The sequence below is a fragment of the Nevskia soli DSM 19509 genome, from assembly GCF_000711955.1.
In the GTDB taxonomy this organism is placed as follows: domain Bacteria; phylum Pseudomonadota; class Gammaproteobacteria; order Nevskiales; family Nevskiaceae; genus Nevskia; species Nevskia soli.
On the sequence record NZ_JONR01000010.1, the window covers coordinates 160,952 to 185,863 of the forward strand.

General features: G+C 67.9%; 23 protein-coding genes. 16 read left to right on the forward strand and 7 right to left on the reverse strand.

The genetic code is table 11. The features are described from left to right. Positions 1-61: 61 nt before the first annotated feature. The 4 genes from BP26_RS0107045 to BP26_RS0107060 form a co-directional block, all read right to left on the reverse strand. Positions 62-1,342 (reverse strand): SAM-dependent methyltransferase, encoded by a 1,281-nt coding sequence (locus BP26_RS0107045; RefSeq protein ID WP_084182877.1) that lies wholly within the window; start codon positions 1,340-1,342, stop codon positions 62-64. Positions 1,343-1,530: 188 nt separating this feature from the next. Then, positions 1,531-2,298, reverse strand: coding sequence for a DUF1365 domain-containing protein (locus BP26_RS0107050; RefSeq protein WP_029919871.1), 768 nt, complete (start codon positions 2,296-2,298; stop codon positions 1,531-1,533). Positions 2,299-2,351: 53 nt separating this feature from the next. Beyond that, on the reverse strand, positions 2,352-3,701 hold the full coding sequence (locus BP26_RS0107055) for an NAD(P)/FAD-dependent oxidoreductase (RefSeq protein ID WP_084182878.1): 1,350 nt from the start codon (positions 3,699-3,701) through the stop codon (positions 2,352-2,354). Between the two features lie 57 nt (positions 3,702-3,758). Beyond that, entirely contained in the window at positions 3,759-4,376 is a 618-nt protein-coding gene (locus BP26_RS0107060) for an arylesterase (RefSeq protein ID WP_029919873.1), read from the reverse strand. A gap of 52 nt (positions 4,377-4,428) precedes the next feature. Between BP26_RS0107060 and BP26_RS0107065 the strand changes: the two genes are divergently transcribed. The 5 genes from BP26_RS0107065 (at position 4,429) to BP26_RS0107085 (ending at position 10,839) form a co-directional block, all read left to right on the forward strand. Beyond that, positions 4,429-5,148 carry an ABC transporter ATP-binding protein gene (locus tag BP26_RS0107065; protein ID WP_084182879.1) on the forward strand — a complete coding sequence of 240 codons (720 nt, stop codon included), beginning with the start codon at positions 4,429-4,431 and terminating at the stop codon, positions 5,146-5,148. Then, entirely contained in the window at positions 5,141-7,636 is a 2,496-nt protein-coding gene (locus tag BP26_RS0107070) for an ABC transporter permease (protein WP_029919875.1), read from the forward strand. Before BP26_RS0107065 ends, BP26_RS0107070 begins: the two co-directional genes overlap by 8 nt. 712 nt (positions 7,637-8,348) lie before the next feature. Next, a complete protein-coding gene (locus BP26_RS0107075) occupies positions 8,349-9,326 on the forward strand; it encodes a malate dehydrogenase (protein ID WP_029919876.1) in 978 nt (325 codons plus the stop codon). A gap of 88 nt (positions 9,327-9,414) precedes the next feature. After that, positions 9,415-9,846: a hypothetical protein gene (locus BP26_RS0107080; RefSeq protein WP_029919877.1), complete on the forward strand. Its 432-nt coding sequence runs from the start codon at positions 9,415-9,417 to the stop codon at positions 9,844-9,846. Between the two features lie 30 nt (positions 9,847-9,876). Beyond that, positions 9,877-10,839 carry a magnesium transporter CorA family protein gene (locus BP26_RS0107085; protein WP_029919878.1) on the forward strand — a complete coding sequence of 321 codons (963 nt, stop codon included), beginning with the start codon at positions 9,877-9,879 and terminating at the stop codon, positions 10,837-10,839. 60 nt (positions 10,840-10,899) lie between these two features. Here BP26_RS0107085 and rsmB read toward each other — a convergent pair whose 3' ends face one another. Further along, entirely contained in the window at positions 10,900-12,297 is a 1,398-nt protein-coding gene (rsmB, locus tag BP26_RS0107090) for a 16S rRNA (cytosine(967)-C(5))-methyltransferase RsmB (RefSeq protein WP_245611737.1), read from the reverse strand. 180 nt (positions 12,298-12,477) lie between these two features. On the opposite strand from rsmB, the gene BP26_RS0107095 reads away from it, so the two are divergent. Together BP26_RS0107095 and creD are read left to right on the forward strand one after the other, a co-directional pair. Next, positions 12,478-12,948, forward strand: a complete 471-nt coding sequence (locus tag BP26_RS0107095; RefSeq protein WP_029919880.1) for a hypothetical protein — start codon at positions 12,478-12,480, stop codon at positions 12,946-12,948. 43 nt (positions 12,949-12,991) lie between these two features. After that, positions 12,992-14,392: a cell envelope integrity protein CreD gene (creD, locus tag BP26_RS0107100; RefSeq protein ID WP_029919881.1), complete on the forward strand. Its 1,401-nt coding sequence runs from the start codon at positions 12,992-12,994 to the stop codon at positions 14,390-14,392. On the opposite strand, the gene fmt is transcribed toward creD, so the two are convergent. Further along, a complete protein-coding gene (gene fmt, locus BP26_RS0107105) occupies positions 14,385-15,308 on the reverse strand; it encodes a methionyl-tRNA formyltransferase (protein WP_029919882.1) in 924 nt (307 codons plus the stop codon). The genes creD and fmt overlap by 8 nt on opposite strands. Before the next feature lie 74 nt (positions 15,309-15,382). Beyond that, the gene (gene def / locus BP26_RS0107110) at positions 15,383-15,886 is read right to left on the reverse strand and encodes a peptide deformylase (RefSeq protein ID WP_029919883.1); all 504 of its coding nucleotides are present in this window, start codon (positions 15,884-15,886) and stop codon (positions 15,383-15,385) included. Between the two features lie 153 nt (positions 15,887-16,039). Between def and BP26_RS0107115 the strand changes: the two genes are divergently transcribed. The 9 genes from BP26_RS0107115 to BP26_RS0107155 all read left to right on the forward strand — a co-directional run bounded on the left by BP26_RS0107115 (position 16,040) and on the right by BP26_RS0107155 (position 24,907). Beyond that, positions 16,040-17,230 carry a LysM peptidoglycan-binding domain-containing protein gene (locus BP26_RS0107115; RefSeq protein ID WP_051748518.1) on the forward strand — a complete coding sequence of 397 codons (1,191 nt, stop codon included), beginning with the start codon at positions 16,040-16,042 and terminating at the stop codon, positions 17,228-17,230. A gap of 9 nt (positions 17,231-17,239) precedes the next feature. After that, a complete protein-coding gene (gene dprA, locus BP26_RS0107120) occupies positions 17,240-18,355 on the forward strand; it encodes a DNA-processing protein DprA (protein WP_029919885.1) in 1,116 nt (371 codons plus the stop codon). A gap of 147 nt (positions 18,356-18,502) precedes the next feature. After that, the gene (locus tag BP26_RS0107125; RefSeq protein ID WP_029919886.1) at positions 18,503-18,970 is read left to right on the forward strand and encodes a Smg family protein; all 468 of its coding nucleotides are present in this window, start codon (positions 18,503-18,505) and stop codon (positions 18,968-18,970) included. 81 nt (positions 18,971-19,051) lie between these two features. Next, the gene (locus BP26_RS0107130) at positions 19,052-19,306 is read left to right on the forward strand and encodes a hypothetical protein (protein ID WP_029919887.1); all 255 of its coding nucleotides are present in this window, start codon (positions 19,052-19,054) and stop codon (positions 19,304-19,306) included. A 201-nt stretch (positions 19,307-19,507) separates the two neighbouring features. Continuing rightward, positions 19,508-21,976 (forward strand): DNA topoisomerase I, encoded by a 2,469-nt coding sequence (locus BP26_RS0107135; RefSeq protein ID WP_029919888.1) that lies wholly within the window; start codon positions 19,508-19,510, stop codon positions 21,974-21,976. Between the two features lie 7 nt (positions 21,977-21,983). After that, positions 21,984-22,538, forward strand: a complete 555-nt coding sequence (gene tsaC / locus BP26_RS0107140; RefSeq protein ID WP_051748521.1) for an L-threonylcarbamoyladenylate synthase type 1 TsaC — start codon at positions 21,984-21,986, stop codon at positions 22,536-22,538. Then, positions 22,535-23,572: an oxygen-dependent coproporphyrinogen-III oxidase gene (gene hemF, locus BP26_RS0107145; protein ID WP_029919890.1), complete on the forward strand. Its 1,038-nt coding sequence runs from the start codon at positions 22,535-22,537 to the stop codon at positions 23,570-23,572. Before tsaC ends, hemF begins: the two co-directional genes overlap by 4 nt. Positions 23,573-23,574: 2 nt before the next feature. Beyond that, positions 23,575-23,952, forward strand: a complete 378-nt coding sequence (locus BP26_RS0107150) for an ACT domain-containing protein (protein ID WP_051748524.1) — start codon at positions 23,575-23,577, stop codon at positions 23,950-23,952. Between the two features lie 10 nt (positions 23,953-23,962). Further along, positions 23,963-24,907, forward strand: a complete 945-nt coding sequence (locus tag BP26_RS0107155; protein WP_029919892.1) for a hydrogen peroxide-inducible genes activator — start codon at positions 23,963-23,965, stop codon at positions 24,905-24,907. The last annotated feature ends 5 nt before the right edge of the window (positions 24,908-24,912 follow it).

The window sequence follows — 24,912 nt, forward strand, 5'->3', positions numbered from 1 at the left end:
CGTGCTCCGGTCCATGGGAAAAAAGCCGCCGCGCCGGGCGCGGCGGCGGATCGCGGCAAGGTTACGCCTTGTTCAGCGTAATCTGCATCAGGTCGACGCTGCCGGCCCGGAAGCCGCATTCGCAATAGGCCAGGTAGTAGCGCCACATGCGCAGGAAGCGCTCATCGAACTGCCGCACGATGGCTTCGCGTACGCCGATCACGTTGCGGTGCCACTGCGCCAGGGTGTCGGCGTAGTCGAGGGCGTGGAAGCTGGCATCCGCCGGCGTCAGGCCGGCGGCGCGCGCCAGGTTTTCGAAGCGGTCCGGCGGGCACAGCATGCCGCCGGGGAAGATGTACTTCTGCACGAAATCGCGCTTGCTGCGATAGTGCTCGAACAGTTTCGGGTTCAGGGTGATGCCCTGGATCGCCGCCCGCCCGCCCGGCTTCAGCGCGTGGGCGATGGTGGCGAAGTAGCCCGGCCAGTATTCCTCGCCCACCGCCTCGTACATCTCGATCGACACCACGCGGTCGTACTGCTCCGTTACGTCGCGGTAGTCGCGCAGTTCGAAAGTGACCCGGTCCGACACCCCGGCCGCTTCGGCGCGGATGCGCGCCTCTACCAGTTGTTCCCGCGACAGCGTGATCGAGTGCACGCGGCAACCGGAACGTTGCGCCGCATAGATGGCGAAGCCGCCCCAGCCCGAACCGATCTCCAGCAGCCTGTGTTCGGCTTTCAGGCCCAGCCGTTCGTACATCAGCCGGAACTTGTTGAGCTGCGCATCCATCAGCGTCTCGTTCGGCTGGATGAACATGCCGGAGGAATACGCCATGGTCTCGTCCAGCCATATCTTGTAGAACTCGTTGCCGAGATCGTAGTGGTGTTCGATGTTCTTGCGCGCGGTGCGTTTGGTGTTGGCGCGGCGCTTGTGCTTCCACCAGCCGTAGACGCGGCCCAGCCAGTTCGCCTCGAACGGGCCCTTGTAGTAGGGCTCGTTGATGTGCATCACCAGCAACAGCTGCGCCAGGTCGGGCGAATCCCAGCAATCGTCCATGTAGGAATCGCCGACGCCCACTTCACCCGAAGCCAGGATGTGGCGGATCAGGCGCTCGCTCTTGATGTGCCACACGCCGTGCGGCCCCGGCTGGGAGCCTGCGAACCGGCGCACGCTGCCATCGGGCAGGGTCACGTCGAGCGAGCCGAAGCGGATGCCCGAGACCATGTACATCAGCAGCTTCAGTCCCAGCGATACGCCCCGGCCATTGTCCCGGGGCACCAGCGCCGTCGGCAGGTCCGGTGAAAAGCCGTCGCGGCCCAGGATGCGGCCCAGTGAATCGCCCCCATCGAAATCCTGATTCTTCATCTCGTGACGCCCCATTTGTTCAGCCTGCGCCCGCACTGGCGCGGCCGTATCCCCTAATACGCATCTTTGTAGCGTCCGGATGCCGCGCACACCCCTTAAACGAGGGGGCGTGAGTTTTCCGTTGAGCACCAGTTCAAAAAGCAAGGGGAGTTTCCCCCTCTTCGGCAAACAGGAAAGGGGAGCGTGCTTTAGCTCACCTCAACCTTCGGCGGCTCAGGCTTGCGGTGGAACTTGCCGCCGCGCAGCCAGATCTTCAGCGCCTCCCAGTGGATGCCCGCCACCACCTTGAGAGTCATCAACGGCATCAGCGCCACCAGCCCCAGGATCGCCGCATCTCCCAGCGGCCGGCGCTCGCCCGCCACGGTGGCGTCGAGGATGGCCTGGCCCTCGCGGGTCTCGTGGATCGCCACGCGAATCCGCGCTCCCGGCTCGCCCAGGGTGAAGCGGTAGCGCCCCACCAGATCGAAGAACGGCGAGACGTGGAAGCACTTGTCCTTCTCGTGCGGCGTTTCATAGGGCATGGCCGCGCCGTCGCCGCCGAGCAGGTAGCAGTGCTTCTCGCCGAAGGTGTTGCGCACCTCGGCGATGACCGCGCGCAGGCTGCCGTCGCGGTGCTCGCAGTACCACAGGCTGATCGGGTTGAAGGCATGGCCGAGCAGGCGCGGCAGCACCAACAGGCGGATGCGTCCGCCCGCCAGGTCGATGCCGGCTCCCGCGAGCAGGCTCTCCGCCCAGGCGCGCAGGCGCCCGCTGCCGTCGCCGTGGTCGCGGTCGTGAAAGGCCAGCAGGTTGAAGCGGTTATGGGAGAACAGCCGGGTGCCCCGGGCCGCCGCATCGATGTGGTCGATATCCAGCAGCAGGTAGAACACGCGGTAGACGAAGCGATAGAGCGGCGCCACCAGCCGCCGGTGCATCACCTGGCAGGCGTACAGGCAAGCGACTTCCGGGTTGGCCATGGCCGGATTATGCGCGGCCCGGGACTGCGATGAGCAATCGGTTGTCCATGTCTTCAGGCCGGCTCCAGGCCTGAATCGGCAAGAATGCGGCCCGTGGCGGAGGCTCCGCCATGCGCGGATTCCAGTTCCAGGCCGGTGGCCCATACCGGCAGGCAACTCCGGTCGATGCCCGCCACCGCCCGCAGGCCGGACTTGAAGCCATCCTCGTGGAATCCATAGGCGGTCCAGGCGCCGGCCCACCAGATGCGGTTGCGCCCCTGGATCTCCGGCAGGCGCCGCTGCGCCTGGATGGTGGCGGGGGTGTACAGCGGATGCTCGTAACGGGTCTGGTACAGCACCGTTTCCGGCCGCGGCGGCCGCGGCGGGTTGAGCGAGACGATGTACTGCGTCGGCGTATCGAGCTTCTGCAGCAGGTTCATCCAGTAGCTGACGCCGATCGGCTCATCGCTCAGTTCGTCCCGCGCCAGGATCGCATTCCAGCTCGACCAGGCGCGCCTGCGCTTGGGCATCAACGATTCATCGGTGTGCAGGTAGGCGGTGTTGGAGGCGAAGGGCACGCTGGCCAGCAGGTTGCACTCGGCCTCGCAGGCATCCGGCAGCATTGCCAGGGCCTGGTCGGAGTGGGTGGCGCAGACCACCGCGTCATAGCGCTCCTCGCCCAGCGCGGTGCTCAGCACCACGCCGTCCGCATCGCGCTTCAGGCATTTCACCTGGGTGTCCAGCCGCAGCTCACCCTTGAACTGCGCCAGCACCTTCTGGACGTAGGTGTTGGAGCCGCCGGTCACGGTCTGCCACTGCGGCTGGTCGGAGACGCTGAGCAGGCCGTGCGACTCGAAGAAGCGGGCAAAGGCGGGGAAGGGGAAGTCCATCACGCCACGGGTGGAGGTGCTCCAGATCGGGCCGGCCATGGCGGCGACGTAGCGCACGCGCAGCGCCATCGGATAGCGGTTGTTTTCCAGGAACTCGCCCAGCGTGATTTCGGGCAGGGTGTTTGCGGCGAGCAGCCGCTTGACCTGCTTGTTGAAGCGCAGCACCGCCAGCAGCATGCCGATATGGGTCGGCGAAAAGATCAGCGAGGGCTGCGAAAAAATCCTTGTCAGACGTTCGTCGCCGGCCCATTCCACCCGGCCTTCCGCCACCGAAACGCCGAGCGACATGTCTGTATTCTGGCGCTGCACGCCCAGCTCATCGAGGAAGGGATAGAAATTCGGGTAATTGACCGGATTGCAGACGATGAAGCCGGTATCGATCGCCAGCGGACCGCGCGGCGTATCCACCGTTACGGTATTGGTATGGCCGCCGGCCCGCTGCGCCTGTTCGAACAGCACCACCTCGTGCTTGCGTGACAGGAAATGCGCGGCACCGAGGCCGGAAATACCGCTGCCGATGACCGCGATCTTCATGCTGAGTTCTACTGACTTGCCGTGATGGGTGTGTAACGCATTACGGCAACCGCGGCGTTACGGATGCGTGGCATGCTGCAAGAGCGGAGCCAGGGTCGGCCATACGGCGTCCAGCAGCTGCGGCTGTGCCGACGCATTCGGGTGGATGCCGTCGTCCTGGAACCAGCGGTCGTGCTCGGCCACCAGCCCGGCCATCAGGAACGGCACCAGCGGCACCTTGCGCTGCTGCGCCAGCTCGCCGAAGACCTTGGTGAAACGGTCGGCGTAGACCGGCCCGTAGTTGCGCGGGATGTACATCTCGAACAGCACCGGCCGCGCATGCGCCGCCAGGCTCAGGTCGATCATCTTGTCCAGGTTGGCGCGCATGGCGTCGAGGGGCTGGGCGCGCAAACCGTCGTTTCCGCCCAGTTCCAGCAGAACGATGTCAGGATGCACCTTGTCCAAGGCCGCGGGCAGGCGCGACAGGCCGCCGGCGGTGGTCTCGCCGGAGACCGAGGCGTTGACCACGGCGTAGCCCTTGCCTTGAGATTGCAGGCGCCGCTCCAATAGATGTACCCATCCGGTATCCGCGTCCAGGCCGTAGCCCGCGCTGATGCTGTCGCCCCACACGAGGATGGTCTTGTCCGCCGCGCCGGCCGCGGCGCTGAACAGCAGGCTGCACCACAACAGCAACATACGCACGGGAAAATTCGCTTTCATGAATGCACAGGCTGGCAGGGCTGGGAGTATGGACGGGGCAACGGCGGACGCAACGGCCGCGGAAGTGATCTTCGCCGACCGACTGGTCAAACAGATTAACACCAGCGGTCCGGCCGATTCCGCCAACGGCAGCACGGTTCTGGCGATCCTCGACGGCCTGTCGCTGCGCGTCACGGCGGGTGAATCGGTCGCCATCGTCGGCGCTTCCGGCTCCGGCAAAACCACCCTGCTGTCCCTGCTCGCCGGGCTGGACCTGCCCAGTTCCGGCGAAATCCGCCTGGCCGGCGAGTCCCTCACCGCCCTCGACGAGGACGGCCGCGCCCGCCTGCGCGCCGGCCGGGTCGGCTTCGTGTTCCAGTCGTTCCAGCTGCTGGCCGGACTCACCGCCCTGGAAAACGTCATGCTCCCGGCCGAACTGGCCGGCCATGCCGATGCCGAGATGCGGGCCCGCGCCACCCTGGACCAGGTCGGCCTGGGTCAGCGCCTCGGCCACTATCCGCACCAGCTCTCCGGCGGCGAGCAGCAGCGCGTCGCCATCGCCCGCGCCTTCGCCGGAGAGCCGCGCATCCTGTTCGCCGACGAACCCACCGGCAACCTCGACCTCGCCACCGGCAACCGCATCGTCGAACTGCTGTTCGAGCTGAACCGCTCGCGCGGCACCACCCTGATCCTGGTCACCCACGACAACGCCCTGGCGCAGCGCTGCCAACGCGTACTCACCCTCAAGGGCGGCCGCTTACATGAATAGCTGGGGCGCCGCACTGCGCCACGCCTTCCGCCGCCTGCGCCGCGGTTGGCGCAGCGGCGAGCTGCTGGTGCTGGGCCTGGCCCTGGCCGTGGCCAGCGCCGCCATGGTCTCGGTCGGCATGTTCAGCGGCCGCGTGCAGCAGGCCATCGGGCGCGGCAGCGGCGAGGCGCTGGGCGCCGACGCCATCATCAAGGGCCGCGATCCGTATCCGGCGGATTTCGCCGACGGCCTGCGCAAGCTGGGCCTGAAGACTGTCGCCCTGACCGAGTTCGCCAGCGTGGTGGCGCCGGCAGACGGCGACCAGACCCAGCTCGCCACGGTCAAGGCGGTGGAAGCCGGCTACCCGGTGCGCGGCGAATTGAGCCTGAGCCGCGAGCCTTATGCTCCCGCTGCGCCTGCCCGCGGCATCCCGGCCCCCGGCGAGGCCTGGGTCGACGGCCGCCTGTGGAGCGCGCTCAACCTGCATGCCGACGCGCGCCTCCAGGTAGGCAGCACCATCCTGCGCGTCGCCGCCGTCATTGCGAACGAGCCCGGCCGCGGCGGCGCCTTCGCCGAGTTCGCGCCGGAATTGCTGATGAACGCGCACGATCTCGCGGCGACCCAGCTGCTCGGCCCCGGCAGCCGCGTCGAATACACCCTCCAGCTCGGCGGCGCGCCCGCCGCGCTGGCCGACGCACGCCAGCTCAAGCTGCCGCCGGGCGCGCGTTTCCGCGGCATCGAGGACTCGCGTCCCGAGATCAAGAATTCCCTGCAGCGCGCCGGCCGTTTCCTCGGCATCACCGTCCTCGCCACCATCCTGCTCTCCGCCGCAGCCGTGGCGCTGACCGCGCGCCTCTACAGCGAGCGCCTGCGCGACGAAGTGGCCCTGCTCAAGTGCCTCGGCGCGCAGCGCGGCTTCGTCATCCGTGCGCTGGCCCTGCAACTGGTACTGCTGGGTCTGTTCGCCGGCGGCGCCGGCGCCCTGGTCGGCGCGCTGGGCCAGGAAGTGCTGGGCCTGTTCGCCGCGCCGCTGCTCAATACCGCATTGCCCGCGCCGGGCTGGCTGCCGCTGCTGGAAGCCCTGGGCCTGTGCCTGCTGCTGCTCGCCGGCTTCGCCCTGCCGCCGGTGCTCGAAGCCGTGGCGGTGCCGCCGGTGCGCGTGTTCCAGCGCGCCGCCGGCAACGAGACGCGCAGCCGTTTCGGCCTGGTGGCCGCATTGCTGGCCGTCGGCGCCCTGGTCGGCTTCCAGTCCGGCGAGCCTCGGCTCGCCGCCTACGTCATCCTCGGCGCCGGCAGCACCGCCGCCGTACTCGCCCTGCTGGCCTGGGGCCTGGTGCACCTGCTCACGCCCCTGCGTCGCCGCAGCGGCGTGGCCTGGCGCTTCGGCCTCGGCAACATCGCGCGCCGGCGCGGCACCGCCGTGGCCCAGGCGGTGGCCTTGGGCGTGGCCTTGCTGGCCCTGCTGCTGCTGACCGTAGTGCGCGCCGACCTGCTGTCGAGCTGGCGCAATCGCCTGCCGCCCGACGCGCCCAACCAGTTCCTGATCAACATCCAGCCGGAACAGGTCAAACCCCTGCAGGCCTTCTTCGCCGCGCACGGCTACGCCGGACTCGATGTATGGCCGATGGTGCGCGCGCGCCTGGTCGAACTGAACGGCAAGCCCGTCACCGCCGAGAGTTTCGAAGACCCGGAAACGCGGCGCTGGATCAACCGCGAATTCAACCTGTCGTGGACCGATCATTTCGGCGACGACAACCAGCTGCTCAGCGGCCAGTGGTGGACCGCCGCCGACGCCGGCAAGCCCTGGCTGTCGGTGGAGGAGTACGGCGTCGAAAAGCTCAAGCTCAAGCCCGGCGACAGCATGACCCTGGACATCGCCGGCACCCGCACCACCTTCACCGTGCACAACACGCGCAAGGTGCGCTGGGACAGCTTCCGTCCCAACTTCTTCCTGGCCACGCCGCCGGGCGTGCTGGAAAACTCCGGCGCGGTGCAGTGGATCACCAGCTTCTACCTGCCGGCCGGGCAGCGCGGCCTGCTGCGCGAACTGGTGCGCCAGTTCCCCAACGTCACCGCGCTGGATCTCGATGCCGCGCTGGCGCAGGTGCGGGGCATCGTCGACCGCATGGTCGGTGCGCTGGAGTTCATCTTCGCCTTCACCCTGGGCGCGGGCCTGGTGGTGATGCTCGCCGTGATCGAAGCTTCGCGCGCACAGCGCGCGCGGGAGACCGCGCTGCTGCGCACGCTCGGGGCCTCTTCGAAAGTGATCCTGCAAGGCCTGCTGGCCGAGTACGCCGTGCTCGGGCTGCTCGCCGGCAGCGTTGCCGCCATCGCGGCGCAGGTCATGGCCTGGGTGCTGGCGGTGAAGGTGTTCGATATTCCGTACGGACCGCGGCCCCTGTTGTGGCTGGCCGGCGCCGTGGCCGGTTGCGGCATCGTCACCCTGGTCGGCTGGCTGTCGCTGCGCGGCGTGCTGAAGACGCCGCCGCGGCAGGTGCTGGTCGGCTGATCCTTCTCGCCCGCGTTGTTCCTCCTCTCTCCATGTTCATGGGGAGAGGGTCGGGGTGAGGGGCGCTCTTCCCCTGATCTTGCACCAATCTCCGTTCGCCCCGAGTGCCCGCGCAGCGGGTGTATCGAGGGGCCGAGCGCGTCATTGGTCGCAAGCCAAGACAACACGGCGACACCCCTGTTTTTCCCCATGCGTGCCATGCGTGCCAAGGTTTTTTGTTGGCACGCATGCGGTGAGCGCTTTTCCTTTTCCTCTGGAAAGGGGCTGGGGAAAACTGGATCCCCGCCTGCGCGGGGATGACGAAGAAGGCCGAGGAACGCCCAAGAGCGACACTCCGGCTTTTGACGTTGCTTTGCGCTTTTGCGGTTGCTTTTGATTTGGCCTTTGACGTTCCCCCCGTTGCCTGCGCAGGCTCCGGGGCGGCGCTTCTTTGGTTACTTTCTTGTCGCTGGAGACAAGAAAGTAACCCGCCTTCAAGGCGGAACCGCAACTTCAATCTGCGACTCCAAAGCCTCGCGCGCAAGCGCGTACACCCAGGCTTCAGAGTGCATAGGCGAGGCCAACCAGAAACCAGAAGCAGCCAAATTGAAAGTTCATCGAAAGCCTCGGCGGGCCCGCGCAGAGGCCCCAAAACCGTGCATGCCACACATCCTCCCCGCCGACTTGGCATAATTCACCCCCTGTGAATTCTTCAACCCGCCCGGAGCCCTTAATGAAAAAGCCCGTACGCGTCACCGTCACCGGCGCCGCCGGCCAGATTTCCTACTCGCTGATCTTCCGCATCGCCAGCGGCTCGATGCTGGGCCCGGACCAGCCGGTCATCCTGCAGTTGCTCGAAATCACCCCGGCGCTGGGCGCGCTGCAGGGCGTGGTGATGGAGCTGAACGACTGCGCCTTCCCGCTGGTGCACGGCGTGGTGGCCACCGACAAGCCGGAAGAAGGCTTCGACGGCACCGATTACGCCCTGCTGGTCGGCGCGCGTCCGCGCGGCCCGGGCATGGAGCGCAAGGATCTGCTGACGGCCAACGCGGCGATCTTCTCGGTGCAGGGCAAGGCCATCGCGGCCAAGGCCTCCAAGGACGTCAAGGTGCTGGTGGTCGGCAACCCGGCCAACACCAATGCGCTGATCGCGCAGTCCAACGCCAAGGGCATGGATCCCAAGCAGTTCACCGCCATGGTGCGCCTGGACCACAACCGCGCCATCAGCCAGATCGCTTCCAAGACCGGCGCCGCGGTGACGGACGTGGACAAGGTCATCATCTGGGGCAACCACAGCGCCACCCAGTACCCGGACATCAGCCACGCCACCGTCGCCGGCAAGGCCGCCAAGAGCCTCGTCACCCAGGAATGGGTGGAAAAGGATTTCATCCCCGTCGTACAGCAGCGCGGCGCGGCCATCATCAAGGCGCGCGGCGCTTCCAGTGCGGCCTCGGCGGCCTCCTCGGCGGTCGACCACATGCGCGACTGGGCCCTGGGCACCAACGGCAAGTGGGTCAGCATGGGCATTCCGTCCGACGGCTCCTACGGCATCAAGCCGGGCGTCGTGTATGGCTATCCCGTGACCTGCAAGGACGGCAAGTACGAGATCGTGCAGGGCCTGTCGGTCGACGAGTTCTCGCGCGGCAAGATGACCGCCACCGAGACCGAGCTGCGTGAAGAGCGCGCCGCGATCGAGGAACTGCTGAAGTAGGCGACGCTAGGCTTTTACCATCCCGCGTGTCCTGGGGCCGGTCGGCAATGACCGGCCCCCGCGCGAGAGGTCCGCTCGGGAGAGTGCGATGAAAAAGTGGCAGAGCGCGGCAATCGTGGTCCTGGCCTGGGCAGTCGCCGGTGCGGCGCAGGCATTCACCATCAAGACCGAGTCGGACAATCCGCTGCTGACGGGAGACGCGCTGAGCGCCGCCACCCAGCAGATGGCGACGACCGTCGGCAACAACATCCCGGACAGTCCCGACGTCAAGGTCTACGTCTATTCCAAGGTCAGCCCGAGCAAGCAGGGCGATGGCCGCTACATCTTCCTGCACCGCATCGAACTGCGCCGCGCCTTCAATGCGGGGCCGCCGTATCCCTACGCCGGCTGGCTGCCGATCGAATCGCGCGAGCGCTACGGGGTCGGCAGCGCCGACGAGGTCCGCGCCAAGCTCGACGAAACGCTGCGCGACTTCTTCACCCGCATGAAGCAGGTCGATCCCGTCAAGGGATTCAAGTAATGCGGAGCGGGCGCGGGTAGGGCAGGCCGCATGGAAATCTACCACTGCCTCAGCGGCCATCCGCCCATCCTGCACAACCGGCTGGACCACATGCCGGAAGAGGGCTACATCTGGCTCGACTTCCTGCGCAGCGAGGCCCAGGGCTGGGAAAGCTGGCCCAGGCGGCTGCTCGGCGTCGAGGTCGACCACACCCAGGTCGCCGACGCGCTGACGCCCGGCCACAGCTCGTATTTCGACGCCACCGAAGACTACGACATGGTGATCTTCGAGGGCCTGGGGCCACGCGACGATCCCTTCCCGCTGGAAACGCGCAGCGCCTCGTTCTTCGTCTTCGAGCGCCTGCTGATCACCGTGCGCGCCGAGGACAACCTCAGCTTCCAGATGGTCAAACAGAAGCTGAAAGGCATGAAAGCCAAGTCGCCGCCGAGCGCGCTGTGCATGGCCCACCTGGTGCTCGACACCATGGTCGACCGTTTCCTGCGTGTGCGCGAGATACTGGCGGTGCGCCTGACCGAGCTGCAGGACGAGCTGCTCAATCCCGACAACAAGATGGAAGACTGGCACGCCCTGCTCGAGGGTCGCCGCCTGGTGCGGCGCCTGGAGGCGCTGAGCGAGGACCAGATCGAGGCGCTGGATGCCTGGCGCCGCGGCACCGCGCTGGACTGGGGCAGTACCGCCGAAGTGCGCATGCGCGACCTGCGCGAGCACGTCACCCGCGTGCGCGACCATGCCAGCGGCATGGAGCGGGATCTGGAAGCGGCGGTGCAGCTGTATTTCGCCACCGTCAGCGCCCGCACCAACGAGATCATGAAGGTCTTCACCGTGCTGACCGTGATCTTCATGCCGCTGACCCTGCTCACCGGCATCTGGGGCATGAACTTCAAGCACATGCCCGAGCTGGACTGGGAATACGGTTACTACTGGGCGCTGGGCCTGATCTTCATCATCGGCTTCGGCATGTTCTGGTGGTTCCGCCGCAGCAAGTTTTTCTGAAGCCGGAAAGCGGCCCGCTGTTGTAGGGCGGCCCGTGGCCGCCGCAGCGCTGTGGTCCGATCAGGAAGGCCAGCCTCCCCAGGCCCCTTGCGAAACCGCTGTCGGCTCCGCTTCGCTTGAGCCGACCTGCGGCGCGACGTCTTCCGCAACCTTGGTCAGCCGCGCGTAATAAAACCCGTCGAAAGCCCCGCCCGGCGCGATGCGCCGGCCGATCCCGCACGCCTCGCCCCATTCCGCCGCGATCGGCACCTCGCGCGCATCCGCGTGCGCGCCCATGAACCCCGCCAGCACCGCTTCGCCCTCGGCCTTCAGCACCGAGCAGGTGGCGTAGACCAGCAGGCCGCCGGGTGCCAGCAGCGGCCACAGCGCCCGCAGCAGGCGCTGCTGCAGCTCGGCCATGCGCGGGATGTCGCTGTCGCGGCGCAGCCACTTGATGTCGGGATGGCGCCGGATCACGCCCGTGCCGGAGCAGGGCGCGTCGAGCAGGATGCGGTCGAACGGCTTGCCGTCCCACCACACCGTCGGCTTGGACGCGTCGGCTACTTCGAAGCGGGCCAGCACGTTCGAGCGCTGCAGGTTCTCGGCCACCCGCGCCAGCCGCGACAGGTCGCTGTCCAGTGCCAGCAGCTTGAGGCCGTTCACCCGTTCCAGCAGATGCACCGTCTTGCCGCCCGGCGCGGCACAGGCGTCCAGCACGCGCTGGCCCGGCTGCGCATCGATCAGGTCGGCGGCGAGCTGCGCCGCCGCATCCTGCACCGAGGCGCGGCCGCTGATGAAGCCCGGAATCCCGTCCACCGATACCGCATTGACGAAGCGCACGGCGTCCGCCGCTTCCGGCACCGCTTCGGCTTCGATGCCGGCCGCAGCCAGCTCCGCCAGATAGGCATCGCGTGTGACCTGGCGGCGGTTGACGCGCAGGGTCAGCGGCCCGGGTTCGTTGCCGCCGGCCAGCACCGTGCGCCAGCTGTCCCGCCAGTCCGCCTTGACCGCATCCACCAGCCAGTCCGGATAGGACTGGCGGATGCTCGCCGTCGCCGGCAGCGCGCCGTCGATGGCGGCCTGCTCGCGCTGGTAACGCCGCAGCACCGCATTGACCAGCCCCTTGGCCCAGGCCTTGTCCATCACCGCTGCGGCGGCCACCGTTTCGCCCACCGCCGCGTGCGGCGGCACCCGCATCGAGCGCAATTGGTACAGGCCGCAGGCCAGCAACGCCTGCACCTCCGGTTCGTCCTTCAGCGGCTTCTGCAACAGCAGGCCTGTCAGCGCCGTCAGCAGCCGGTACTCGCGCACCACGCCGTAAGCGATGGCCCGCAGCAGGGAACTGTCCGGCCCGCTCAGGCCCGGACTCTGTGCTACCAGCGCATCGTCGAGGCTGGCGCCCTTGAGTACGGCGGCCACCGTCAGCGCGGCGCGCGCGCGGACGTTGGGAGTGGTGCTGGCTGGGGACGGTGTGGACAAGACGAAGGCCAGGAAAGGTGCGTGGGAGCGGCAGTTTAGAGCTTTCCGCGGCAAATGAGCGTGCCGAGCCCGGCCTGCGCTGCACCGCATCTGCACCATTTTCCGCCTTTTTTGCACCCCCTGGCCGAAAGCCCTGCATGGCGTGCCGCCAGACTTTGCCCATCCATCACGGGCCTTGCCATGCGTCTCGCCAAGCTGCTGAATTTCGCGCCGACCAATACTTCGACTTGTTTGCTGGCGATCGCGGCCGTCATGGGCATGCTGCCCCTCGACTACCTGATTTCGACGTGGAGCGAAGACATCAGCCGGTCCGGTGCGATGTGGCTGGCCACCGTCGCTTGCGGCGCCCTGCTCGGGCGCCTGGTGGGTGAGCAGATGCCCGGCAGCGCCACCAACCAGCGCTACGCCTTGAGCCTGCTGCTCTGCGGCGCCGCCTTGCGCGGCGTGGCGACGCCGCTGCGCATCGGCGCCTGTGTCGACGCCGGTTTCATGCTCGACCGCTACGCGCTCGGCGTACTGGCCGGATCGCGCCGCGAGCAACGCCCCTTGCCGCCCGCGCGACTGGCGCTGGCGGGAGCCCTGTGGTTGCCGACCGAAGTGGTGCTCGGGCGCGCCCTCAACTCGATGCTGCAGCCGGTCACGACCTTTTGAACGCGCCGCGCTTCCACATTCCATGTCATCACAGGGAGAGACCATGACCACTGAAGATCCGATCATCGAGGCGCCGCCGCCCCTGCCGCCGCAGCGGTGGGCGCCGCGCTTTTCCTCGCCGCTGGGGCGGCTGCTGCTGATCGCCGTGCTGATGCTGCTGCTCAATATTCCGCTGATGATGATTCGCGGCGTGGTGGACGAGCGCGCGGCGCGGCGCGGTGAAGCCGTCGGCGACATCCTGGCCGGCTGGGGTGGACCGCAGAGCCTCACCGGCCCGGTCCTGCGCGTGCCTTTCGCGGTGCATCGCATGGTGCCCGGCACGGACGGCAAGCTGGTGCGGCAGGACACCACCGAAGCGGCGTATTTCCTGCCGCGCGAACTGCACATCGACGGCAAGCTCGAAGCCGAAATGCGGCACCGTGGCATCTTCGAGGTGCCGGTCTACGTGGCGCGGCTGCATCTGTCCGGGCAGTTCGAGCGTCCGGATTTCACGCCCTGGTCGGTGAGTCCCGAGGACATCGACTGGAAGCATGCGGAGCTGGTGGTCGGCATGGCCGAGCCGCGCACCCTGCAGGCCGATGCCGCCCTCAACTGGAGCGGACAGGCCCTGCGCTTCAAGCCTTCCACCGGCCATGCCGACCAGTGGGTCGAGTCCGGCATCCACGCCCCGCTGGGGCAGGAACTGGCGCAGGTGTCCGGGCCGGACGGCAGCAGCTTCTCGATCCAGCTCAGCTTCAACGGCGCCGATGCGCTGTCCTTCACCCCCACCGCCGAGCAGACCGAAGTGACGCTCGCCGCGGACTGGCCGCATCCCAGTTTCCAGGGCGGCTGGCTCCCCACGCAACGCGCCGTGCGCGACGACGGCTTCAATGCGCAATGGTCCGTGTCCTATCTCGGCCGCGACTATCCGCAGCACTGGACCGGGCTGGCGAACGCGGCGGCCACCCTGGGCAAATCCCGTTTTGGCGTGACCCTGGCCCAACCGGTCGATCCCTACGTGACGGCCGAGCGCGTGCTCAAGTACGCGGTGCTGACCCTGCTCTTCACCTTCGCCGTGATCTGGCTCACCGAAGTGCTCTCGGGGCAGACCGTGCATCCGATCCAGTACGCCTTCGTCGGCGCCGCCTTGTGCCTGTTCGGTTTGCTGCAGCTGTCCTTCGCCGAACACTTCGGCTTCACCGTGGCTTTCGTGGTCGCGGCGCTGGCGGTGGTGACGATGATCACCCTGTACTGCTTCAGCCTGCTGCGCCACGCCTGGCAGGCCCTCGCCGTCGGCGGCGTGCTGGGGGCGCTCTACGCCTACCTGTATTCGATCCTGCGCGCCGAGGACCACGCCCTGCTGGGCGGTTCGGTGGCCCTGTTCATCGGCCTGGGAGTAGCCATGTTCCTGACGCGCCGCGTCGATTGGAACGCGCTCGGCCGCCGTCCGCTCCCGCTCAGGTGAAGGTCTTGCCCGCAATCGCCCAGCCGCGCACCGCCTGTCCCGCCTCCAGCGCCTTGCCCCCCGGCCGCTGCAACTCGGTCACCAGCAACGCGCCCTCGCCGCAGGCGATGCGCAGGCCGGCGGCGTCCGCCGCGACCACGGTGCCGGGCGCCGCGTTGCCCGCGCCATCCACGGCGCGCGCGTTCCAGAAGCGGATGCGTTCGCCATCCAGCTCGCTCCACGCCACCGGCGCCGGGTTGAAGGCGCGCACCCGCCGCGCCAGCGTCGCCGCCGGCTGGCTCCAGTCGATGCGCGCTTCCTCCTTGGAGAGTTTTCTGGCGTAGGTCATGCCCTCGGCCGGCTGCGCCCGCTCCGGCAGCTCGCCGCGCTGCAGCCGCGCCAGGGCCTCGACGATGAGCCGCCCGCCCAGGGGGGACAGCGCGTCGTGCAGCTGCGCGGCCGTCATCTCCGGCGTCAGCGGCAGGCGCTCCAGCAGCAGCATCGGCCCGGTATCGAGCCCGGCGTCCATGCGCATGATGGTGATGCCGCTCTCGCTGTCGCCGGCTTCCACCGCCCGCGCGATCGGCGCCGCGCCGCGCCAGCGCGGCAGCAGCGAGCCGTGGATGTTGAGGCAGCCCAGCGTCGGGATATCCAGCACCGCCTGCGGCAGCAGCAGTCCGTAGGCCACCACCACCATCACCTCCGGCGCCAGCTCGCGCAGGACTGCCTGCGCCTCGGCATGCAGCTTCGGCGGCTTGTACACCGCCAGCCCCAGCGCCTCGGCGCGCAGCGCCACCGGCGAGGCCTGCAGCTTGCGGCCGCGCCCGGCGGGGCGGTCGGGCTGGGTGAAGACGCCGACGATGTCATGGCCGGCGGCATGCAGCGCATCGAGCGCGGGCACGGCGAAGTCGGGAGTGCCGGCGAAGACGAGCTTCACAGAGTCAGTGGCCAGTGATTAGTGATTAGTGGCTAGTAAAAGCGCGAAAGCCGAAGCTGTTGACTGGCCACTAGTCACTGACCACTAGCCACTGCTTTAAGCAGCTTCTTCTTGATCCGCTCGCGCTTCAGGCTGGACAGGTAATCGATGTAAAGCTTGCCGTCGAGATGGTCGATCTCGTGCTGGATGCACTGCGCCATCAGTCCTTCCGCTTCCAGTTCGAAGGGCTTGCCGTTGCGGTCCAGGGCGCGCAGCTTCACCTTGTTGTAGCGCTGCACCTTGTCGCGGATGTCCGGCAGGGACAGGCAGCCTTCTTCCATATCCTGGGGATCGTCGCTGCCGACCATCTCCGGGTTGATCATCACGATCGGCTGGTCGTGCTCGTCCGAACAGTCCATCACCGACAGGCGCAGCTGCACCCCGACCTGGTTCGCGGCCAGGCCGACGCCGGGGGCGGCGTACATGGTCTCGAACATGTCGTCGATCAGCTTCTGCAGCTTCTGGTCGAACTGCTGCACCGGCGCGGTCTTCTTGCGAAGCCGGGGATCGGGGTGATGCAGGATGGGGAGGAGGGCCATGGCGGCGGAGCTTGCTGCGTGACTGGTGACCAAACTTGCGAATTCACTGCCGGACTCGCCGGCAACCGTGCGTCACTGCTCAGGTTTGTGCCAAAATCGGCTAGCTGCTATACCGGCTGTTAAGAGGGTTTGCAGAATAAAGGGAGTTGTGACATGGGGAAGTATAACGCCTCACCGGATCATTTTGGCCTGGCGCTGGGTGCGCGGAGCGTGGCAACCGGCCTGCTGCTGGCCCTGCTGGCCGGCTGCGCCGGCCAGGAATCGGCCTCGCTGAGCGAGAGCGCCAACGCCGAGACGGTGCCGCAGGCCGCGCCCGATCCGGATCCGGCGACCGCCGTCATCAACGGCGTGGACGACATCGGCCAGGCCACCGCCGCCGCCGGCGACCTGTCGCTGCGCGAGGACGCGCCGCTGCACTACACGGTGAAGAAGGGCGATACCCTCTGGGGCATCTCCAACTACTACCTGCGCGACGCCTGGCAGTGGCCGCAGCTCTGGTACACCAACGGCCAGATCAAGAATCCCCACCTGATCTACCCGGGCGAAGTGCTGACCCTGGTCATGGTCAACGGCCGCCCGCGCCTGATCCTGGCGGAGGACCGCCTGCATCCGCGCATCCATGAAATGCCGCTGGACCAGGCCATCCCGGCGATCCCGATCGACGCCATCCGCGAATTCCTGCGCGGTCCGCGCCTGATTTCCAAGGAAGAAATCGACAAGGCGCCCTACGTGGTCGAGTTCACCGATGAGCACGTCATCGTCGGCCAGAACAGCAGCGTCTACGTCAAGAACCTGCCGAAAGACACCGTCTCCAGCTGGTCCCTGGTCAAGGTGGGCAATCCCTACATCGACCCGGACAGCCACGAACTGCTCGGCTACGAGGCGATTCCCACCGGCGAGGCCGACCTGCGCGATTACGGCCAGCCCGCGGAAATGATCCTGACCAAGTCGCCGCAGGAAGTGGAAATCGGCAACCGCCTGCTGCCGCTGGAGCCGGAGAGCTTCAAGGCCGACTTCTATCCCCATGCCCCGGCGGTGCCCGTTGACGGCCGCATCCTCAGCGTCTACGGCGCCCTGACCCTGATCGCCCAGTACGACATCGTCGCCATCAACCGCGGCAGCCGCGACGGCCTCGATCCCGGCAGCATGCTCGGCATCTACCAGCAGGGCCACTCGGTGGCGGACCCCTACGGCAGCGGCAAGGTCCAGCTGCCGGAGCAGAAGGCCGGCCTGCTGATGATCTTCAAGGTCACGCCGCGCCTGAGCTACGGCCTGGTGCTGAAGGAAACGCGCCCCGCCCACCAGTACGACAAGGTGCACAATCCGGCCAGCCGGCGGCACTGAGCGCCGCCCTTGGACGAGGAGGCGCTGCGCGGCTGGCTGGCCCTGATCCGCGTTCCGGGCCTCGGCCCGGGCCGGGCGCGGCGCCTGCTGGAGCGCTTCGGCGAGCCGGCCGCGGTGTTCGGGGCCGGCGAGTCCGCCTGGCGCGGCGCCGGCCTGTCCGAAGCGCTGTGCCAGGGCCTGGCCCAGCCCGACCGGGCCGGGGTTGACCTCGACCTGGCCTGGCTGGCCGCATCGGCGCCCCCCGCCGTCCGCTCCTTCATCACCTTCCGCGATCTCCGCTACCCGCCGCAGCTGGCGGAAATCGCCCAGGCCCCGCTGGCCCTCTACGCCATCGGTGACCCCGATCTGCTGCGCCTGCCGCAGCTCGCCATGGTCGGCGCCCGCTCCGCCTCCGCCCAGGGCATGGAAAACGCCCAGGCCTTCGCCGCCGAGCTGGCCCGGCGCGGGCTCACCATCACCAGCGGCCTGGCCCTGGGCATCGACGCCGCCGCCCATCGCGGCGCCCTGCTGGCCGACGGCCTGACCATCGCCGTCTGCGGCAACGGCCTCGACCGGGTCTACCCGGCGCGCAACCGCGAGCTGGCCCACACCATCGCCGCACGCGGCCTGCTGCTGTCCGAATTCCCGGTCGGCGTGCCGCCGCTGCCGGAGCACTTCCCGCGCCGCAACCGCATCATCAGCGGCCTGGCGCTGGGCGTGCTGGTGGTGGAGGCGGCGCGCGAATCCGGCTCGCTCATCACCGCCCGCCTGGCCGGCGAGCAGGGCCGCGAGGTCTTCGCCATCCCCGGCTCCATCCACAACCCGCTGGCGCGCGGCAGCCACGCCCTGATCCGTGAAGGCGCCAAGCTGGTGGAAACGGTCGACGACATCCTGGCCGAACTGGCGCCGCAGCTCCCGGCCGCGCGCGCCGCCCTCGGCGGCACGAATCCTGCTGCGTCCATCGGCGACCCGGAGCAGCTGCGGGTGTTGCAGGCCCTGGGTTTCGAGACGGTGTCGCTGGATCACCTGGTGGGGCGTCTGGGCCTGCCGGTGGAGCGGATTTCGGCGGCCCTGTTGACGCTGGAACTGGAAGGCCTGGTCTCGGCCGGGCCGGGCGATACCTTCACAAGGCTGCAACGCACTTGAGCTAAACAGCAAGGAGTGAAAAGATAGCGAAAAAAGGGGCTTGATCGGGGTTTTAGGCGGGGCGGCAGACGCGGCTTGTCCGCGGAAGGTTCGCCCTTATAATGGCTAAACCTGATAACGCGCCGGCCTCAATCCGGCGCGAAAGAGATGAAAGAAACCCTTCTCGATGTACTGATGTACCTCTTCGAGAACTACCACGACGGTGAGTTCTCCGACTCCGACAACCAGGAAACCCTGCGCGTCGAACTGGCCGCCGCCGGGTTCCCCGAAGAAGAAGTGGGCCACGCCTTCGCCTGGCTCGACGGCCTGGCCAACCAGCGCAACGCCCCGCCCCTGGCCGGACGCACCGACGCCCTGCGCATTTACGCGCCCCAGGAACAGGAACGCCTCTCGGCCGAGTGCCGCGGCTTCCTCCTGTACCTGGAACAGCTCGGCATCCTCAACCCCGAAAGCCGCGAACTGGTGATCGAACGCCTGCTCGCCCTGGAAGAGGAAGTCGATCTCGAGCGCGTCAAATGGGTCTGCCTGCTGGTGCTGATCAACCAGCCCGGCGAGGAAGAAGCGGCGGTGCACCTGGAAGACATGGTGTACTACCAGGGCGAGTTCCTACATTAGGTCCATCCTGGACAAGACCGGGCCATCCGTGGCCCGGACTGTTGAAACAAGCGCCCTTGAAGGGTGGATGGGCTGTCCCTGATGCTGCCGAGCGAGTGGCAGCTATTGGAAACATTCTCCACCCACCTAGCGGCGGAAATCGCCGCAGGCGTCCTGCGCGCGGACTCGGTGCCGGTGCGGGTCGAGTCCTTCGGCATCGTTCCCGGTCTGGAGCAGGGCAGTCAGCTGATGGTCCCTGTCGCCCTGATGCACCGCGCGCGCTGGTTGCTGGCGCAGGCCCGGGTCAGCGATGCCGAGCTCGACGCGCTCGCCATGGGAACCCCGCCGGAACCCTGAGTCCATCGCGATTCGAACCGTCGGCGGCGCTGCCCGGCGGTAAATTTTCACATCCGGTTTCGGCGGCTTGCGCCTTGACGAAATTGGCTTTGGCGCGCCTTTTCGGCCGCCTCCGGCGCTGGACAGGCCGCGGCAGCGCTTGTATAAGCTGACGCCCCACGCGCCATAAAACGCGAAATCCGGGTTAGAGCTTCCCCAAGCATGAGCAAACATCTGGTCATCGTCGAATCGCCCGCCAAGGCGAAGACGATCAAGAAATACCTGGGCAAGGACTATGAAGTCCTGGCCTCGTACGGTCATGTGCGCGATCTGGTGCCGAAGGACGGCGCCGTCGACACCGCGCGCGGCTTCGAGATGAAGTACCAGCTGATCGAGCGCAACGAGAAACACGTCCGCGCCATCGCCGCCGAACTGAAGCATTCCGACGACCTGATCCTCGCCACCGATCCGGATCGCGAGGGTGAGGCCATCGCCTGGCACCTGTCCGAGTACCTGAAGGAAAAGGGCCTGCTCAAGGACAAGCCGGTGCAGCGCGTGGTGTTCTACGAGATCACGCCGCGCGAAGTGGCCCAGGCCATCGCCAACCCGCGCGAGGTCTCGCTCGACCTGGTCAACGCCCAGCAGGCGCGCCGCGCCCTGGACTACCTGGTCGGCTTCAACCTGTCGCCGCTGCTGTGGCGCAAGGTCGCACCGGGCCTGTCCGCCGGCCGCGTGCAGAGCCCGGCGTTGCGCCTGATCTGCGAGCGCGAGGCGGAAATCCGCGCCTTCGTGCCGCAGGAATACTGGACCCTGGAAGCGCGCAGCGAAAAAGACCAGCAGGTCTTCAGCGCGCGCCTGCTGGAATACAACGGCGCCAAGGTCGAGCAGTTCACCCTCGGCGACCAGGGCGCGGCCAGCGCCGCGCACGCGGCGATCGAGAAGGCAGCCAATGGCGAACTGCTGGTGGCCAAGGTCGAGAAGAAGCAGCGCAAGCGCTCGCCCGGCCCGCCGTTCACCACCTCGACCCTGCAGCAGGACGCCAACCGCAAGCTCGGCTTCACCGCCAGCCGCACCATGCGCACCGCGCAGCAGCTGTACGAAGGCGTCGAGATCGAAGGCCAGGCCGTCGGCCTCATCACTTATATGCGTACCGACTCGGTGTCGCTGGCGCAGGACGCGCTGACCGAGATCCGCGAGACCATCAAGAATCGCTACGGCGCCAAGGCGCTGCCGGACGAAGCGCGCCAGTTCAAGACCAAGTCGAAGAACGCGCAGGAAGCGCATGAAGCGGTGCGCCCCACCTCCGCCGCGCGCGCGCCGGAACAGATCGGCCGTTATCTGACTCCGGACCAGGCCAAGCTGTACGACCTGATCTGGAAACGCACCGTCGCCTGCCAGATGAATCCGGCGGTGTTCGACACCGTCACCGCCGAACTGCGCGCCGGCAAGGAACACGCCTTCCGCGCCAACGGCCAGGTCCTGGTCGAGCCGGGCTTCCTCGCCGCCTACGGCATCGCCGTGGACGACGAGTCCGAAGCGCACGAGGACGACGAGAAGCGCCTGCCGCCGCTGGTCGAGGGCGAGACGGTCAAGCTGCTGGAGCTGCTGCCCGAGCAGCACTTCACCCAGCCGCCGCCGCGCTATACCGAAGCCAGCCTGGTCAAGACGCTGGAAGAGTTCGACATCGGTCGTCCCTCCACCTACGCCTCGATCATCTCCACCCTGCTGGCGCGCGAGTACGTGCTGCTCGAAGGCAAGGCCTTCATTCCGACCGATGTCGGCATGATCGTCAACCGTTTCCTCACCGAGCACTTCACCCGCTACGTCGATTACGAATTCACCGCCAAGCTCGAAGACGAGCTGGACGCCATCTCGCGCGGCGAAGCCGAGTGGGTGCCGCTGCTGGCCCGGTTCTGGAGCGACTTCAAGCCCACCGTCGATTCCAAGATGGAGCTGTCGCGCTCGGAAGTGTCGGAAGCGCGGCAGATCGGCATCGACCCCGCCAGCGGCAAGCCGGTCAGCGCGCGTCTCGGCCGCTACGGGCCGTTCGTGCAGATCGGCACCAAGGAAGATGTCGACAAGCCGCGCTTCGCCAGCTTGCGCGCCAACCAGCGCATCGACACCATCACCATGGAGCAGGCGCTGGAGCTGTTCAAGCTGCCGCGCAAGCTCGGCCCGCTGCCGGGCAGCGGCGTCGAAGTGGACGTGAACATCGGCCGCTTCGGGCCCTACGCGCGCTACGGTGACCAGTTCGTCTCGCTGAAGAAGGACGACGACCCCTTCACCATCGAAATGCCGCGCGTGATCGAGCTGATCGAAGCCAAGCAGGCGGCGCTCGAAGCGGCCACCATCAAGCTGTTCGACAACACCGGCATCCGCATCGTCAAGGGCCGTTTCGGTCCGTACATCACCGACGGCAAGCGCAAGGCGCGCATCCCCAAGACGCGCGATCCGGAATCGCTGTCGGTATTCGAGTGCGAGGCCTACCTGGCCGAGGCCGAAGCGGCCAAGCCCGGCAAGAAGAAGGGTGGGGCCAGGAAGGCCGCGGCGAAGAAGGCCGCGGCACCGGCGGAAGGCGCGGCGGCGCCCAAGGCGGCGGCGAAGAAGGCTCCGGCCAAGAAAGCTGCAGCGAAGAAAACCGCTGCGAAGAAAGCCGTCGCAAAACGCGCCGCCGGCGCCAAGAAGGCTTAAGTCGGGCATGGCAACGACGCCCCTGCGCATTGCCTGCGCGGCGCTACGAGCCGGCGGCGTCATCGCCTATCCCACCGAGGCGGTGTGGGGCCTGGGCTGCGAACCGCTCAACGAGCGCGCGGTGGACAAGCTGCTGACCCTCAAGCGCCGCGACTGGCGCAAGGGCCTGATCCTGGTGGCGGCGGACTTCGCCCAGCTCGAGCCCTTCGTGCAACTGCCTTCGCGCACCGCGCAGAAGCGCGCCTTCGCCACCTGGCCGGGGCCGGCCACCTGGGTGTTTCCGGCTTCCGACCATACGCCGATGTGGATCAGCGGCGAGCGCGACAGCGTCGCCATCCGCGTCAGCGCCCACCCGGTGGTGCAGGCGCTGTGCCTGGCCTACGGCGGCCCCATCGTCTCCACCAGCGCCAACCGCGCCGGCCATGAAGCCATCCGCAGCGCCAGCGGCGTGCGCCTGGCCTTCCGCCGCAGCATCGACGCCCTGGTCCCGGGCGCCCTCGGCAAGCAGGAATCGCCGACCACGATCCGCGACGTCATCAGCGGCATGATCCTGCGCCGATGAGCACAATCGATATCCAGGCGGTCGAAACCTATCTGCGCGATTTGCAGAACCGCATCTGCGCGGCCTTCGAGCAGCTCGACGGCGCAGCGAAATTCCGGCACGACACCTGGTCGCGTGCGGAAGGTGGCGGCGGTGAAAGCCGTGTGCTCGCCGATGGCGCCGTGTTCGAACGCGCCGGCGTCAATTTCTCCGATGTGACCGGTGCGAAGCTGCCGCCCTCCGCCACCGCCCAGCGGCCGGAACTGAGCGGCCGCGGCTTCCGCGCCATGGGCGTGTCGCTGGTGGTGCACCCGCGCAATCCCTACGCGCCGACCATGCATTGCAACGTGCGCTTCCTCGTTGCCGAGGCCCCCGGTGCGGAGCCGGCTCGCGACGCCATGTCTGGAAAAGGAGGGGCGAGTGCCGGCGGCGCGGCTCCGGGATCGCCAGCGAACGCGAGCCCTTCGGCCCCTCCCGCACCCACCTCGCTTCGCGAGGGCACCGTGTCAGGGCCGATCTGGTGGTTCGGCGGCGGCTTCGACCTCACGCCGTATTACGGCTTCGAGGAAGACGTGCGCCACTGGCACGGTGTCGCCCGCGACGCCTGCGCGCCCTTCGGTCCGCAGGTGCACCCGAAGCTGAAGCAATGGTGCGACGACTACTTCTTCCTCAAGCATCGCAACGAGCCGCGCGGCGTCGGCGGCCTGTTCTTCGACGATTGGCGCGAAGGCGGCTTCGAGCAGAGCTTCGCCCTGATGCGCAGCGTCGGCGACAGCCTGTTGCCGGCCTACCTGCCCATCGCGCTGCGCCGCAAGGACATGCCTTACGGCCAGCGTGAGCGCGACTGGCAGCTCTACCGGCGCGGCCGCTACGTCGAGTTCAACCTGGTGTGGGATCGCGGTACCCTGTTCGGCTTGCAGTCCGGCGGCCGTATCGAGTCCATACTGATGTCGATGCCGCCGCTGGCGGCCTGGCGTTACGATCATCACCCCGAGCCCGGCTCGGCGGAGGCGCGCTTGTACGAGGAATTCCTGATCAGGCGGAACTGGGTCTAGCCATGGCCCTGAGCCGACGCCTGCGCCTGATGGCGCATCCCTGGCGGCTGGCGGTGGAACGCCTGCCGCGCGACGCCGCCCTGCCGCTGCCGTCCTCGCAGGACGGCCTGTTCGCCGTGGTGCGCACGCAGGAGTCGTTGACCGTGGTGCGCGAGGCGGACGAGGCCTTCACCGGCACGGTGTGGCGCGCGCTGGAAGTCGCCGGGCCTTTCCCGTTCTCCGAGTCCGGCGTGCTCGCCGCCGTGGCCGGCCCGCTGGCCGAGGCCGGCGTCAGCATCTTCGCCGTCAACAGCTACGAAACCGAATACGTGCTGGTGCAGGAGCCGGACCTGGAGCGCGCGCGTACCGCGCTCGAGCAGGTCGGGCATCTCTTGGCCTGAGCCCCCAGACATGACCCTCACCGAACTGCGTTACCTGGTGAACCTCGACAAGGAGCGCCACTTCTCGCGCGCCGCCGAGCGTTCCTTCGTGTCGCAGCCGACTCTGTCGGTGGCGCTGAAGAAGCTGGAAGAGGAGTTGGGCGTGGCGCTGTTCGAGCGCATCCGCGGCGAAGCGCGGCCGACGCCGGTGGGCGAGCGCATCATCGCCCAGGCGCGGCGCGTGCTGGCCGAGGCCAAGCGCGTCGAGGACATCGCCGGCGAAGGCAAGGACGAACTGGTCGGGCCGCTGCGCCTCGGCGCCATCTACACCGTCGGCCCCTACCTGCTGCCCGCCCTGGTGCCGGAGCTGCGCCAGCGCGCGCCGCTGATGCCGCTGGTGATCGAGGAGAATTTCACCGCGGTGCTGCTGGAGCAGTTGCGCGACAACGAGCTGGACGTGGCCATCATCGCCTTGCCGGTGGACCTGCACGGCCTCTCGGCCTGGCCGCTGTACGACGAGGAATTCGTGGTGGTGCTGCCGCGCGATCACCGCTGGGTGCACGAGACCTCGCTGCCCGCGAAGAAACTGGCGGAAGAGCACCTGCTGCTGCTCGGTCCCGGCCACTGCTTCCGCGACCAGGTCATCGCCGTCTGCCCCAAGTGCGTCGACGCCGAAGGCGACGGGCCGCGCCCGCATACCGGCAGCTCGCTGGAAACGATCCGCTACATGGTCGATAGCGGCCTGGGCATCACCGTGCTGCCGCGCGGCTCGGTCGACAACCGCCCGGCCGAACCGAACCCATTGCCCTCGGTGCCGCTCGCCGCCCCGGCGCCGACGCGCCGCATCGGCCTGATCTGGCGCCGCAGCTTCCCGCGCCAGCAGGCCGTGCAGATCCTGCGTGACGCCATCGTCAACGGCGGCATCCGCGGCGTGCGCATGCTGCACGATGCGCAGGCGCAGATCGCCGAAGGCTGATGTCC

Bases quoted from the DNA above. Each gene is read 5' to 3' on its own strand.
- BP26_RS0107045 (WP_084182877.1), bottom strand. From the start codon at position 1,342: ATGAAGAATCAGGATTTCGATGGGGGCGATTCACTGGGCCGCATCCTG.
- BP26_RS0107050 (WP_029919871.1), bottom strand. From the start codon at position 2,298: ATGGCCAACCCGGAAGTCGCTTGCCTGTACGCCTGCCAGGTGATGCAC.
- BP26_RS0107055 (WP_084182878.1), bottom strand. From the start codon at position 3,701: ATGAAGATCGCGGTCATCGGCAGCGGTATTTCCGGCCTCGGTGCCGCG.
- BP26_RS0107060 (WP_029919873.1), bottom strand. From the start codon at position 4,376: ATGTTGCTGTTGTGGTGCAGCCTGCTGTTCAGCGCCGCGGCCGGCGCG.
- BP26_RS0107065 (WP_084182879.1), top strand. From the start codon at position 4,429: ATGGACGGGGCAACGGCGGACGCAACGGCCGCGGAAGTGATCTTCGCC.
- BP26_RS0107070 (WP_029919875.1), top strand. From the start codon at position 5,141: ATGAATAGCTGGGGCGCCGCACTGCGCCACGCCTTCCGCCGCCTGCGC.
- BP26_RS0107075 (WP_029919876.1), top strand. From the start codon at position 8,349: ATGAAAAAGCCCGTACGCGTCACCGTCACCGGCGCCGCCGGCCAGATT.
- BP26_RS0107080 (WP_029919877.1), top strand. From the start codon at position 9,415: ATGAAAAAGTGGCAGAGCGCGGCAATCGTGGTCCTGGCCTGGGCAGTC.
- BP26_RS0107085 (WP_029919878.1), top strand. From the start codon at position 9,877: ATGGAAATCTACCACTGCCTCAGCGGCCATCCGCCCATCCTGCACAAC.
- BP26_RS0107095 (WP_029919880.1), top strand. From the start codon at position 12,478: ATGCGTCTCGCCAAGCTGCTGAATTTCGCGCCGACCAATACTTCGACT.
- creD (WP_029919881.1), top strand. From the start codon at position 12,992: ATGACCACTGAAGATCCGATCATCGAGGCGCCGCCGCCCCTGCCGCCG.
- def (WP_029919883.1), bottom strand. From the start codon at position 15,886: ATGGCCCTCCTCCCCATCCTGCATCACCCCGATCCCCGGCTTCGCAAG.
- BP26_RS0107115 (WP_051748518.1), top strand. From the start codon at position 16,040: ATGGGGAAGTATAACGCCTCACCGGATCATTTTGGCCTGGCGCTGGGT.
- BP26_RS0107125 (WP_029919886.1), top strand. From the start codon at position 18,503: ATGAAAGAAACCCTTCTCGATGTACTGATGTACCTCTTCGAGAACTAC.
- BP26_RS0107130 (WP_029919887.1), top strand. From the start codon at position 19,052: ATGCTGCCGAGCGAGTGGCAGCTATTGGAAACATTCTCCACCCACCTA.
- BP26_RS0107135 (WP_029919888.1), top strand. From the start codon at position 19,508: ATGAGCAAACATCTGGTCATCGTCGAATCGCCCGCCAAGGCGAAGACG.
- tsaC (WP_051748521.1), top strand. From the start codon at position 21,984: ATGGCAACGACGCCCCTGCGCATTGCCTGCGCGGCGCTACGAGCCGGC.
- hemF (WP_029919890.1), top strand. From the start codon at position 22,535: ATGAGCACAATCGATATCCAGGCGGTCGAAACCTATCTGCGCGATTTG.
- BP26_RS0107150 (WP_051748524.1), top strand. From the start codon at position 23,575: ATGGCCCTGAGCCGACGCCTGCGCCTGATGGCGCATCCCTGGCGGCTG.
- BP26_RS0107155 (WP_029919892.1), top strand. From the start codon at position 23,963: ATGACCCTCACCGAACTGCGTTACCTGGTGAACCTCGACAAGGAGCGC.